The sequence below is a fragment of the Peribacillus sp. NPDC097675 genome (assembly GCF_050277655.1).
Taxonomy (GTDB): Bacteria; Bacillota; Bacilli; order Bacillales; family DSM-1321; genus Peribacillus.
Map to the genome: position 1 here is coordinate 443517 of NZ_JBNNSK010000001.1, position 13746 is coordinate 457262.

The following is a 13746-nucleotide window of genomic DNA, read 5'->3' on the forward strand; positions in this document are numbered from 1 at the left end:
ATGCAAGAGTGAAGAGTAAATTGGGAAAAAGAAAATGAATTTCAAGTGTTAAGGGTAGCTAGTCAGTGACGATATGGCCTACCTTCTTTTTGAAAAAAAGTTAAAACGTCTTAAATAACCGTGAGGGAGTATTTATTCAGACGTTACCGTTTAAAAGGGTCCACGTCATTTTTATAAAAAGGAGAATTTTGATGAACAAAAAAATTGTAGGAACTCATAAGGATAGTAATGTAACTCGTTCTAGAAGGAAACAAGAACAATCAGAAGAATTTAAAAGGGCTTTGCCACAAACTGACTTTTCTGAAGTTCCAAAGGGCTTTTTCTTAAGAAATGAATTAATATTCAATATTCTCATTAAAGAACTTGAAAAGCTTGGAGCAACACATTTAGTTGGTATTGACAAATTTGGCTTAGTATCAATTACGAATACTTTTGACCTGTTGAATGAAGCTGAAAAAATTATTGCCCAAGATGGAATGCAACAAAGATTAGAAACACGTGAAGGAACAATAAAAACCATACCGAATCCAATGCTTCAACAAAGAAATACGCTACTTAATACTTTAAACGCTCAGCTAAAGAGCCTACAACTCGATCCAGCAAGTCGTAGAGAATTGATTGAAATAGTTAGTAACGACATTTCCAATATTCGATTTAATGAAGATGATGAATTTCTTATTAACAGTTTAGTAGAAGGAGCTAATTGATGTTTGAAAAAGAACAAGAACTAATAAATAAAGCTAAATCATTAAATCAAAAAGAAGCTCTTGAGACAATGCTTAAAAACCCTGAAGTTCTTGATCCTTTAATCTATACTCTTTTTGCTATTAGCGCAAAAGTTAATGATTTACTTCCTCACAATAAGTATTGTTTGTTGATGAAGAAGAAAGCAATTCAAACAAACAATAAGAAATTATTGAAAATGATTGAGGAATATGAAGGGACCTTTAGGTAGACCACAAATGAAACAATTAAATTATAATAAAAAAACTTAATTATTTTTAAATTTCTACAACATAATTGTTTTCTATTAGATATAATTAATTTACACCCAAATTATATAATATTTGTGGTGGTTTGAAGGAATTATTAAATCATTGCAGAATTAATAATGTATTAAACATGTTCCTTATCTGAAAAAGGAGGGTGGATAATGGATGTTCGTCGGGTAGCTTTATACTTTTTATACAGAAGTATTCATGGTGGCAATTTTTCTATTACTCATTTGAAATTACAAAAACTTGTCTATTATGCTCAAGCTTGGAGTATGGCATTGAGAGAGCGTAGGTTATTTCAAGAAAATTTAGAAGCATGGTTACATGGACCCGTTTCACGTGATCTATATAGGGAATATCGAGAATACGGTTCAAATGTAATTGAGCCAATTACACAATTGGATTTTGAAATTGACTCCAACGATCTTGGGATTTTAGAAGGTGTTTGGGAATTATACGGAAAATACGATGGGAAGTATTTGGAGACTCTTACTCATCAAGAAGATCCATGGAAAAATGCATGGAAAAAGGGTATGAACTCAGATATCGACATAAATGATATGCAAGAATACTATGGGAGATTATTATTACAGGGCGCAAATTAAATTGCGTCCTTTTTTCTGAGGAGGGAGATGGGTTTTATTGGTTATATTACTGATTATAGTTTTAATAATCATTATTTTCATGTATACAAGCAGATATAGAAATTATCTTACATATTCACATGAGGTATTTAAAGAAAATGATCAATATATGAAACAAAGGAAAATTATAGAATTAGGTATAATGTCGAGGATTTCTCTTTGGCAAAAGGAATTATCTTACTCAATAAGTAAAAAGAACTTCGAATTTACAATGTTAAGCCCTGTTATTTTCATAGCTTCATTTTTCCTACTGTATATAACTTTTCCTCAATTAGATTGGGTCAAAAAAATACTTAAAGGTATCAATGAATATTTAGTGACCTCTAACAATATTGATATAGTAAATCTATTGAGGTCCAATCCTTCCTATACAATAGGAGGAATTGACATGGTATCTAATTTATTAGCGATATTTTGGTCAATATCTCTAACAATTTACTTTTTTGTTTATAGAGAAAGAAAGACCATTTCTATAAGTAGTAACCTTGCATCGGGAAATATTAGTTTCATATTAGGACTAGCATATATTCTATTTAATATTGTTTTTGGAAAAGCGGTTTCTATACCTTTCACTGGTGGGGATTTAGAAAACTTTTATAAAGATCCTAATAATTTTGTGAGGCTCTTAATTTGGTCACTATTAACACTTGCTAGTATTTTTTATGGTATGAATACAATTAGAAAAATGATTAGTAGTATAGACATTAGGAATTTATTAGCTAATTCTATTTTGAATGTAAACTTAGTAATAAATCAATTTATGTTGTTAAATGGAAAATATCGAATTAATAAAGGTTTATATAAATACATGACTGCTTCAATTGAAACTTTCTATCAAACATTAATAGTTTGTATTGATAAAAATATGATGGAAGTTTACAGTGATTCATTTAATTCTCTTAAAAAACTTGCCACTTTGTATAATCAAGGTGTTACTAATGAAATGATGGATTATTTAGGACCTAAATTGAAGATGAATGTTCCTGCTCATTCCTTATATGAAGCTTCTCATTTAGATCATGTAAATCTTCATAAATCTTTTTTAGTACACCATGTGTCATTAATAAAGTCTTTACATGATAATAATCGCCACGCAGAAATTCCGGATTGTATTGATGTTCTATTTACATTAGAGCCATCAGATCAATTTAAAGAATTAAAAAAAGATTTCTATACTATTTTGCACGAGCTAATAATCTATCTGGACTCAAAAGAAACAGTTTTATTTAGAACAGGTATAGAAAAATTAGAAAAGTTTTGTAGTAGAGAACTGACTCAGGATCCATCATATATTGGAGGTCTTAGAATATATAAACATTTATTAATAAATGCAGTCGAGCAAGATCAACTCAACTTAATTAGCTCCTTGGTATATTCAATGAAAAGACTAATTAAGAAAGAGCCCAGAATAGAGATATCTTCTGCTTGGGCTATTAGGGTTTCAATTCAGCAGGAAACAGAAAAAGATACTACAATTGAAAAAGCAATAATCTACCTTGTTTTACAGGTTCTTTTAAAAAGTATTGAACTTTCTAAGTACCCAATTACTGGTTTCTTAATTAAATATTTAATAACTAACCATGGTGAAGGGAAAATTCTTAAAGATATATTCAACATGTTTGAAATTAATGGTGGAAGGGATGTATTTTTAATAAAAGCTAAACTTAGTGGAAATACATTTTCAGATATCGAGGTAGAATTCACATTTAACGAAGATACAATAGAGTACTGCATGCAAAAAATGGCTATCATTATTTATACGCAGCAAAAATTTGCAAAAGCAAATTCTTTACCTGGTTCATCAAATCATGGAGAATTAATAGACATTAGTCTTGTTTCATCCCCAAACATCAAGGAGAATTTCTTAATATATCTTGTGGGAAAAATAAAAAAAGCTGAAGATAAGTTTGGTTTAGTATCTTTGGAGAATACAAAAGAATATTTTAACATTCAAGATAAGGAAAGCGAAAATAAAGGTGCTTCAGTATCTAGTTAAGGGATTTTAATTATTTGTAATTATTCAATATATAAGGAAGTATTGATTCCATTGCTTAACTTCTCTTTAAAATTTAAATAGTTTGTTTACAAATTCAATCACCTCGATATAAAAATGTCGAGGTGATTAGTATATGTACTATGTATATATTCATAAAGACAAGAAAACTGGAGAAATAGTTTATGTTGGGAAAGGATCTAATTTTAGATATTGTGGTTATAACAGTAGATCATCTGAACATGCGTCCATGATGAAAAGTGGAAAATTAGAATACATTATTTTAAAGTATTTTGATGAGGAAGAAGAAGCTTATACATATGAAGAAAAAATCACAAATCAGTACAAAATGCTCAATCAAGGTAAATTTAATATAAGCATTGGAAGAAGACTAGGGGAAGAAACAAAGATAAAAATATCCAATATTCTTAAGGGGAAAAAAAGAAGTTTGGAAACTAAAGAATTGATTAAGAGAAATCATGCCAGACCTCATGCAAAAGAAGTGATGATGTATAAAGATGGTATTCTCATAAAAAGATTTAGAAGTTCCAGAGACGCTGGAAAATTTGCTGCTACTCAGGGTATTTGTTCTTATGGATGGTGCGGAAGAAGTCTAAAAACTGGAGAATCTACAAAACCTACGAAAAATTTTCCAATTGGGGGCTATCGTTTTGTTTATATGGATGATAAAATACAATCAAGGAAAGACCAATGTATTTAAGCTATATACCGATAAATTCTTGGCTATTAAAGAAGAAGTTTGGAAATTGATGTTGATTATATTAACGTTTAAGAATTCAAGATAACCCCTATACTCCGAGAAGTTCGGAGTTCATTGCGATGGTCGCAGACAAGCTACGTCTAGAACATAAAGCTTCTTGACAGGGTTAGGGGAATGCCATTGTTTTTATAACAATCGACCATAAAAAGGCTAGAGCCGATAAAATAGAATAACGATTCGAGGCCTCCTTTTAAGATGAGGAGGAGGATCTGCCTTTTTTTATTAAGTTAAACGCCTTTTATTTATTGGATTTTTCCTAAAGAATCCAATAAATAAAAGGCGTTTTTGTTCATTTGTAAATTATTGGTCCTATATAGTATAGTGGAAAAATACTTAGTAAAATATGTATATTGTTTGTCTTTTTTTCGTGTTTATGAATTATAATTATAGGTATATATACGTAGGTGCTAGGGGGAAAGCATGTGATTTATGAAAAAAATGATTTCTTTATCTTGGAAATGGAAGAAGAAATTATATATATGACCGTTTTTCAAAAGGGTTTTTCTATTTTGCAATTAAACCCGATTCTGAATGAATTCCCACAGATCTCACTGGATAACTTTAAAGATTTAAAGGAGGCGCTAATACAAGCTAGTGGAGAGAAAATTAAAGTGGGAAAACAAAAGCCACTTTTAGATTGGAATATAGCGGAAGACAAGATGACAGCTAGTGTGAAAATTAACTGTTCCGAGGAATATTTAAGAAGTCATCATTCAAAAATAGTAGGTAATATCTTACAAGATCTTCAACGAAATAACATTACTGAAGGAATCCTCATGCATGTTTTGCAAAATCAGTTAGGAGTGAAGGGTTCCAACGTCGTGGCAAAGGGAACGGAGCCTGTTCATGGAATGGATGCTGTGATTACCTATTATAAACGATCAGATAGAAAGCCAGCGATTCGGGAAGACGGCAAGGCTGATTATTACGACATGAATTTTCTAGATGAAGTGAAAAAGGGAGATTGGCTTGGGGAAAAGACTCCACCTACAGATGGAACGATGGGTAAGACAATCACTGGGGACTTCGTTCTTGCTCAAAAGGGGAAAAATAAAAAAATCCAATATGATCAAAAAAGTGTAGAGGCTATTGAAAGTAACGGTAAAATCGTCCTTCGGGCCATGATAGATGGAGTAGTGGAGTTCAAGGGCGGAAGGATATCTGTGGGGAATCACCTTGTCATTGAGGGAGATGTAGGAAATGAAACAGGCAATATCGAATTTGAAGGAAGTGTCACCATAAAAGGAACGGTCCTGGATAATTTTTCGGTAACGGCAACCAAGGATATTTCTATTCTAAGTGAACTGGGAATAAGCAATGTAAAAGAAATCCATTCAATAACAGGTGATGTATTCATTAAAGGCGGAATTTTTGGTAAAGGGGTATCAGAGATAACTGCAGGGAAAAATATTTTTGTTAAACATGCCAATGAAAGTCACTTGAAAGCAGGACAAAGCATACATATTGGATATTATTCGCTCGGAAGTTTTCTGAAAGCGAAAAATATCTACACGGATGAAAAGAAAGGGAAATTAATTGGAGGTGTAATTGAAGCGCACGGAAAAGTAAGAGCAGCTGTAATCGGAAATAAGATGGAACGGAAGACAATCGTAAATGTACAAGGATTTAACCGTACGAACCTTAAAGAGGAATTGAATGAAACGCTACTTCGGTATAAGTCGAAAGTTCAAGAGCTGGATCTAATGAAGGAGAAGCTGGAAGTCTATGAAAGGTTTGTCGGACAATTGAACGTATCGCAAAATTATCAATATGAACATGCAAGAAATCAGCTAGAACGTTTGAATGTTGAAATTTTCCATATTGATGAAAAGCGTAAATCTTTGATGGATACACTTGAATCAAAAGGTGAGGGGGAAATTACCATCGGCCAAATGGCGTTTCCGGATACACGGCTGCAAATTAAAAGTATGGAGAAAAAATTAAACGATTTAACAAAAGGAACATTCTATGCAGAAAATAATAATCTTCATTTTGATTAATTCAATTTAATTTAATGAATCAAAATAATTTGCTGCTTCTTTTCATAAAATTGAAGATCTACTGAAATCTTATGGGAGGCAGCTTTTCTATGACGTTAATCTTCGCACACCGAGGATCATCAGGAACACATCCAGAAAATACGATGTTGGCCTTCAAAGAGGCTGCCCGTGTTGGAGCGGATGGAATCGAAATGGATGTACAGCTTTCAAAAGATGGTGAAGTAGTCGTCTTTCATGACGAAAAGCTGGAACGTATAACAGGCAGCTCTGGTTTTGTTAAGGACAGAACATTAAAGGAGTTACAAAATTTGAATGCAGCCTTACACTTCAAAGGTAAAGTAGCTAATGAAAGAATCCCTACACTTGAAGAACTATTGAAATGGCTGTGCAACAATTATCTTTTTTGTAATATTGAACTCAAAAACACTTTTTTTATGTATCCAGGTTTAGAAGAAAAAGTTATTCGTCTCATTCGAGAGTATGGAATGGAGGAACGAATCGTTATTTCTTCCTTTAACCATTATAGTCTAGTATACTGCCACCAGTTGGCACCAGAAATTGAAACGGCGCCGTTATATAGGGACGGTCTATTTATGCCATGGGTGTATGCACGGGCGATTGGTGGAAGTGCAATCCATCCCAGCATTCGTTCAGCTCCGGACCTGATCATCCAATCGTCGATGAAGGCAGGGATCTTGGTTCGACCCTATACTATCAATAAAGAACTGGATATGAAACGGTTATACAGCTTGGGTTGCAGTGCCATCATCACCGATTTTCCGGAAAAAGCAAAAATAATCAGAGCAAGCTTTGAATATTGAAAAACAGTGAACGAGGGGCCATGTGTTTCATGGCCCCTCGTTCACTGTTTTTTAGAATTTGTTAAATCTACTTTGGACCTTGTCTTTTTTACGATCCCGATGAAGGATAAAACCAGCGATAAACGCTATTCCACCAATGGTGATCAGAAGTCCAATCAAAAATTGTAGCCAAAGTGCCGGATAGGGGGGCTGAAGAATGCCAAATACCATATCCCGCATTATTTTAATACCATAGGCGGCAAAAGCACCAGGGATAAAAAGGATCAAAAAAGCGATTAATCGATTCATGTAGCCAAGTCCCTTCCAAAAATTCCTTATAAAAAATGATAAAGGATAATATTTTTTTGTCAAGTTTGGGTAATTAAGAAAATGATTGGCATGTATGAGCGGTGCCTTTGGAAATGATATGGTACTATGAAAATATAATATGTAAAAGTCTATAGCATCGTAGGAGGGGGGAATTTCATGCAGAAGGTAATGATTGTAGGTGGAGGAAAAGGCGGAAGTGCTGTATTGGAGCTTATGTCGGAAAGCGAAGCTTTTTATATAGACTGCATGGCTGATACGAATGAAGCTGCCGAAGGGATCTTGGCTGCGAAAGCACGAAATGTTAGAACAGTAACAAGTTGGAGTAGTGTAATGGATAGGGAATTAGATATCATTATTGATACGACAGGGGACCCTACCGTTTTTGAGGAGATTAAAATGAAGATGGGGAAGCAAACCATTTTGATTCCCGGGAGTGTTGCCCATATTCTTGCTAACCTCTTTGAAGAGAAAAATAAACTTATTAACAAGTTAGAGAATGTATCGGCCAACAGAAACTTGATACTTAATGCAATTACTGAAGGGATGCTTGTAATTGATCGAGAGGGTTATGTCACCATATTCAATAATAGTGCTGAACGAATAACGAATACAAAAAGGGGAGCGGTAATAGGGAAATATATCCTAGAGATTATCCCTTCGAGTGGATTATTGAGGGTGATGGAAACTGGAGAGCCAGAAGAAAATCAATACGTGTCAATCAGAGAAACGGGAATCGAGTTCATTACATCCAGAATTCCTTTAGTAAGTTCAGAAAATGAGATTATTGGAGCCTTCTCGTTGTTTAAGGAAAGAACGGAAGTGGTGGAATTAGCTGAACAAATAACGGACTTAAAAGAGGTCCAGACCATGCTTGAAGCGATCATTCAGTCTAGTGATGAGGCGATATCTGTGGTGGATGATCGGGGATACGGCTTATTGATTAATCCAGCTTACTCTAGGATAACAGGCTTGACCAAAAATGAAGTAATTGGTAAACCGGCTGCCATTGATATTTATGAAGGGGAAAGCATGCATATGAAGGTACTCAAGACTAAAAAGCCGGTTCGTGGAGTCAACATGCGTGTTGGTCCAAAACATAAAGAAGTAATTGTCAATGTTGCTCCCATCATTGTTGAGGGAGCACTGAAAGGAAGCGTCGGAGTCATTCATGACGTTTCTGAAATTCAATCGTTAACACATGAATTGAACCGTGCAAGGCAAATTATTCGGACACTTCAGGCTAAATATTCTTTTGATGATATTATTGGTACTTCTGAAGAAATGATGCTTCCTATTGAGCAGGCGAAATTGTCTGCCAGTACTCCAGCCACTGTCCTGTTAAGAGGGGAATCCGGGACAGGCAAGGAGCTATTTGCCCATGCTATCCACAATGAAAGTGAGAGGAAATTCAATAAATTTGTTCGCGTCAATTGTGCCGCGATATCGGAATCCTTGCTAGAAAGTGAATTATTCGGTTATGAAGAGGGAGCCTTTACAGGAGCAAGAAGAGGGGGGAAGACCGGACTTTTTGAAGAAGCCAACCATGGAAGTATATTCCTGGATGAAATTGGTGAGTTGCCGGCGAGTATCCAGGCTAAATTACTTAGGGTACTACAGGAACAAGAACTCATTAGAGTGGGCGGGACCAATTCAATTCCAATCGATGTCAGAGTCATTGCTGCAACCAATATCAACCTAGAACAAGCAATTAGAAAGGGAAATTTCCGTGAGGATCTATATTTCCGTTTAAATCGCATGCCCATTTTCATTGCTCCACTGCGAAAGAGAAAAGGAGACATAAAAGAATTGGCCGAACATTTAATTCATAAAATCAACCAGGAATATGGGCGAAGCATTGAAGGTATTACAGTAGAAGCAATAAAAAAACTGCAGGGATACGACTGGCCAGGAAATGTTAGAGAACTTGAAAATATTTTAGGGAGAACAATAATTTTCATGAAGTTGACAGAGACAATTATTGATATTCAGCACATTCCGGATTTTATTGAAGATAATACTCCTTTAAAACAGGAGAAAGCTGCAAGACCTGAGGCTTACGTTTCCGGAAAAACGCTCATGGAAATAATAGATAGACATGAAGCAAAGGTTATCCAGGAAGCGATACATATGTATAAAGGAAATAAAACCCTTACGGCGAAGGCTCTTGGAATATCCGTCAGAAATTTATACTATAAGATGGAGAAACTAGAAGTATGAAATAATTTGCATGCAATTTATTGCAATCTGTGCAAATTATTGCATGATTATTATTCGTTATTCGAGGGCAGGAAAAAGAATGGTTTGATTCATTTAAAAAATTTCAAACGAGGGAGTTCTTTCCTGTTGCATGTTTAGTTCCAGAAATCCATAAAGTTATGCTGATTTTCCAATAGTCTTTGTTATATTGGCATGAATATTGCATGTTACTAGTTGGAAAATAAAATTTTCTAAATAACCATTCGTGAAACTTAAAACTATCATGGGGCAATAGAACAATCATTCAAAAAGACAGCTTAACAGGGAAGAGTGGGGATTTACATTCAGCCTCTTTTTATCTGTCTACTATGAAAACATCTGAGGGGGATTCCTTTATGGAAATTTTTAATTATTTGGAACGCTATGACTATGAGCAATTATTATTTTGCCAAGATAAACAATCCGGTTTAAAAGCAATCATCGCGATACATGATACAACTCTGGGCCCTGCCCTTGGAGGCACGAGAATGTGGACGTATGCCTCGGAAGCAGAAGCCATTGAAGATGCTCTTAGACTGTCTAAGGGAATGACTTATAAAAATGCGGCTGCCGGCTTGAACTTAGGGGGAGGAAAAACCGTCATTATCGGGGATCCCCGTAAAGATAAGAACGAAGAAATGTTTAGGGCATTTGGCAGGTATATTCAAGGATTGAATGGTCGTTATATCACAGCTGAAGATGTGGGGACGACGGTAGAGGATATGGACCTAATTCACGAAGAAACAGATTATGTTACAGGCATTTCTCCTGAATTTGGTTCATCGGGTAACCCGTCTCCTGTTACCGCTTATGGCGTATACCGTGGTATGAAAGCTGCGGCAAAAGAAGCTTTTGGAAACGACTCCTTGGAAGGAAAAGTAATCGCAGTACAAGGGGTAGGCAATGTTGCTTATAACCTGTGCCGCCATCTGCATGAAGAAGGGGCTAAGCTCATCGTCACTGATATTAATAAAGAGAGTGTAGACCGGGCTGTTGAGACATTCGGTGCTAAAGCTGTGAATCCCGATGAAATATATGGGGTGGACTGTGATATTTATGCACCGTGTGCATTAGGTGCGGTTATAAATGATGTAACGATAAGTAAAATTAAAGCCAAGGTGATTGCTGGTGCGGCTAATAACCAGTTGAAGGAGCCCATTCATGGGGATCAAATACATGAAAGAGGTATAATTTATGCTCCGGATTATGTTATAAACGCGGGCGGGGTCATTAATGTGGCAGATGAACTTAAAGGGTATAATCGGGAAAGAGCATTGAAAAAAGTAGAAGGTGTTTATGATAACATTGAAAGGGTCATTGATATTGCAAAACGCGATAAAATCCCGACATATAAAGCAGCAGATCGTATGGCAGAGGAACGGATTGAAAGAATGCGCAACTCCAGAAGTCAATTTTTACGTGATGAGAAACATATCTTAAATCGACGAAAATGATACAATATATAAAACAACATGAAATTCCTGTGATTCAAGATGATCACAGGAATTTCCAACTGGAGGGATGAGCATGGCTGAAGAATACGATCTTGTCATTCTTGGCGGAGGAACCGGAGGGTATGTTGCCGCAATCCGGGCAGCACAACTCGGTTTAAAAACCGCTATTGTGGAAAAAGGAAAATTAGGCGGGACATGTTTACATAAAGGATGCATCCCCTCTAAAGCGTTTTTAAGAAGCGCAGAGGTTTATCAAACCGCATTAAAAAGTGAAGAGTTCGGTGTCTTCACTTCAAATGTGAATGTTGATTTCAAAAAGGTGCAGGAGCGGAAAAACAAAGTTGTCGATCAGTTATATAGAGGGGTTCAGCACTTAATGAAGCAAGGGAAAATCACAGTGTATGAAGGGATAGGCCGTATACTTGGACCCTCCATATTTTCACCGATACCTGGAACAATTTCTGTGGAAATGAATGATGGCAGTGAAAATGAAATGCTGATTCCACAGAATATCATCATCGCTACGGGCTCCCGTCCAAAATCATTACCAGGTTTAGCGGTAGATGGCGAATTCGTCCTAACTTCCGATGAGGCGCTTCAGTTGGATAGCTTGCCGAAATCGATGATCATTGTCGGGGGAGGCGTAATAGGTGTAGAATGGGCCTCGATGTTAAATGATTTTGGAGTGGAAGTAACGGTACTTGAATACGCAGATAAAATCATTCCAACCGAGGATCACGAGGTATCGGATGAAATGCTGCGCATATTAAAGAAAAAGGGTATTACTTTTTATACGGGAGCTAAAGTATTGCCCGAGACCCTGAAACAAGATGAGTCAGTGTATATATCAGCAGAGATAAACGGAACAGTCGAGGAATTTAAGGCGGATAAACTGTTGGTATCTGTGGGAAGAACGGCAAATCTTGAATCTATTGGGTTGGATAATACTGAAATCGTCATAGAGAACGGATTCATTTTGACCAACGATTTTTTCCAAACGAAAGAGACACATATGTATGCCATAGGTGATTGCATTGGGGGATTGCAGCTTGCCCATGTTGCTTCTCATGAAGGATTGGCAGCTGTTGAACATATTGCAGGGAAGCAGCCGAAAAAGATAGATTATTCTCTTATTTCGAAATGCATTTATTCCAGTCCCGAAGCAGCCAGTGTCGGTATGACAGAAGAACAAGCAAAAAAGGATGGATACGAATTGAAGATCGGAAAGTTTCCGTTCAGGGCGGTCGGTAAAGCGCTGGTATTTGGGGAAACAGATGGTTTTGTCAAAATTATCTCAGATAAAAAAACGAATGATATTCTGGGTGTCCATATGATTGGTCCCCATGTAACAGATATGATTTCCGAAGCAGGCTTGGCAAAAGTACTCGATGCCACACCTTGGGAAGTGGCGAACACGATTCACCCCCACCCAAGTCTTTCTGAAGCAATAGGAGAGGCAGCTCTCGCGGTGGATGGCCTTGCCATTCACTCATAAAAAGGAGGAGGTTTTTTGATAATGGCAGAAACACGTCATAAACAATTGGGCTTAAATGATGAAACTGTTTTGGATATGTATCGGACAATGCTTTTGTCCCGAAGGATGGATGAACGGATGTGGCTCTTGAACCGTTCCGGTAAAATTCCCTTTGTGATTTCTTGTCAGGGACAGGAAGCTGCACAAGTTGGGGCTTCTTTTGCCTTGAATCGGGAAAAGGATTACGCATTACCCTATTACAGGGATGTTGGTGTAGTTTTGTCCTTTGGAATGACTGCGAAAGAACTAATGCTTTCCGGATTTGCTAAAGCAGAAGATCCCAATTCAGGTGGAAGACAAATGCCAGGCCATTTCGGACAAAAGAAAAACCGGATCGTTACTGGTTCTTCACCTGTCACTACACAGGTCCCGCATGCAGTAGGTATTGCCCTTGCAGGCAAAATGGAAGGAAAGGACTTGGTTACATTCGTAACATTCGGGGAGGGCTCCTCGAATCAAGGTGATTTTCATGAAGGTGCCAATTTTGCAGGAGTTCACAAGCTTCCTGTCATCTTTATGTGTGAAAATAACCAATATGCGATTTCTGTTCCAATATCGAAACAACTTTCTTGCGAAAAAGTCTCTGATCGTGCTATTGGTTATGGGATGCCTGGAGTTACGGTGGATGGCAATGATCCATTGGAAGTTTATAAAGCTGTAAAAGAAGCAGCTGATCGTGCTCGCAGAGGGGAAGGTCCAACTTTAATTGAAACTGTTTCATATAGGCTCACTCCCCATTCAAGTGATGATGATGATCGTAGTTATCGTGAAGCCGAAGAAGTGGCAGAAGCGAAAACTAAAGATTCCATCAGGACTTTTGGAGCGTACTTAATGGAAACAGGCATCCTGGATGAAAACCTAGAAAAACAACTTAATGATGAAGTGATGAAAATAGTGAACGAAGCAACAGATTATGCAGAGCTTGCACCATATCCTAAAGCGGAGAGCGCTATGGATCATGTTTATGAACAAAAGTAAGG

Annotated in this window: 12 protein-coding genes; 11 read left to right on the plus strand and 1 reads right to left on the minus strand. The window is 36.5% G+C overall.

The window, feature by feature from the left end:
- Positions 1-191: 191 nt before the first annotated feature.
- The 7 genes from ACQKL5_RS02215 to ACQKL5_RS02245 all read left to right on the plus strand — a co-directional run bounded on the left by ACQKL5_RS02215 (position 192) and on the right by ACQKL5_RS02245 (position 7234).
- Positions 192-707 (plus strand): P27 family phage terminase small subunit, encoded by a 516-nt coding sequence (locus ACQKL5_RS02215; protein ID WP_427606386.1) that lies wholly within the window; start codon positions 192-194, stop codon positions 705-707.
- Positions 707-955 (plus strand): hypothetical protein, encoded by a 249-nt coding sequence (locus tag ACQKL5_RS02220; protein WP_427606387.1) that lies wholly within the window; start codon positions 707-709, stop codon positions 953-955. The genes ACQKL5_RS02215 and ACQKL5_RS02220 overlap by 1 nt, the downstream gene beginning before the upstream one ends.
- 198 nt (positions 956-1153) lie before the next feature.
- Complete coding sequence (locus tag ACQKL5_RS02225; RefSeq protein ID WP_427606388.1) at positions 1154-1600, plus strand: Panacea domain-containing protein; 447 nt, start codon at positions 1154-1156, stop codon at positions 1598-1600.
- A 427-nt stretch (positions 1601-2027) separates the two neighbouring features.
- On the plus strand, positions 2028-3635 hold the full coding sequence (locus ACQKL5_RS02230) for a hypothetical protein (protein ID WP_427606389.1): 1608 nt from the start codon (positions 2028-2030) through the stop codon (positions 3633-3635).
- Between the two features lie 133 nt (positions 3636-3768).
- Positions 3769-4353 carry a hypothetical protein gene (locus ACQKL5_RS02235; protein ID WP_427606390.1) on the plus strand — a complete coding sequence of 195 codons (585 nt, stop codon included), beginning with the start codon at positions 3769-3771 and terminating at the stop codon, positions 4351-4353.
- A 482-nt stretch (positions 4354-4835) separates the two neighbouring features.
- The gene (locus ACQKL5_RS02240; protein ID WP_427606391.1) at positions 4836-6413 is read left to right on the plus strand and encodes a DUF342 domain-containing protein; all 1578 of its coding nucleotides are present in this window, start codon (positions 4836-4838) and stop codon (positions 6411-6413) included.
- 89 nt (positions 6414-6502) lie between these two features.
- A complete protein-coding gene (locus ACQKL5_RS02245) occupies positions 6503-7234 on the plus strand; it encodes a glycerophosphodiester phosphodiesterase (protein ID WP_427606392.1) in 732 nt (243 codons plus the stop codon).
- Positions 7235-7285: 51 nt separating this feature from the next.
- Here ACQKL5_RS02245 and ACQKL5_RS02250 read toward each other — a convergent pair whose 3' ends face one another.
- Complete coding sequence (locus ACQKL5_RS02250) at positions 7286-7522, minus strand: DUF2627 domain-containing protein (protein WP_427606393.1); 237 nt, start codon at positions 7520-7522, stop codon at positions 7286-7288.
- Positions 7523-7699: 177 nt separating this feature from the next.
- Between ACQKL5_RS02250 and ACQKL5_RS02255 the strand changes: the two genes are divergently transcribed.
- The 4 genes from ACQKL5_RS02255 (at position 7700) to ACQKL5_RS02270 (ending at position 13744) form a co-directional block, all read left to right on the plus strand.
- Entirely contained in the window at positions 7700-9760 is a 2061-nt protein-coding gene (locus tag ACQKL5_RS02255; protein WP_427606394.1) for a sigma 54-interacting transcriptional regulator, read from the plus strand.
- Positions 9761-10134: 374 nt separating this feature from the next.
- Positions 10135-11232: a branched-chain amino acid dehydrogenase gene (gene bcd / locus ACQKL5_RS02260; RefSeq protein ID WP_427606395.1), complete on the plus strand. Its 1098-nt coding sequence runs from the start codon at positions 10135-10137 to the stop codon at positions 11230-11232.
- A gap of 73 nt (positions 11233-11305) precedes the next feature.
- Positions 11306-12727, plus strand: a complete 1422-nt coding sequence (lpdA, locus tag ACQKL5_RS02265; RefSeq protein WP_427606396.1) for a dihydrolipoyl dehydrogenase — start codon at positions 11306-11308, stop codon at positions 12725-12727.
- A 21-nt stretch (positions 12728-12748) separates the two neighbouring features.
- The gene (locus ACQKL5_RS02270; protein WP_427606397.1) at positions 12749-13744 is read left to right on the plus strand and encodes a thiamine pyrophosphate-dependent dehydrogenase E1 component subunit alpha; all 996 of its coding nucleotides are present in this window, start codon (positions 12749-12751) and stop codon (positions 13742-13744) included.
- The last annotated feature ends 2 nt before the right edge of the window (positions 13745-13746 follow it).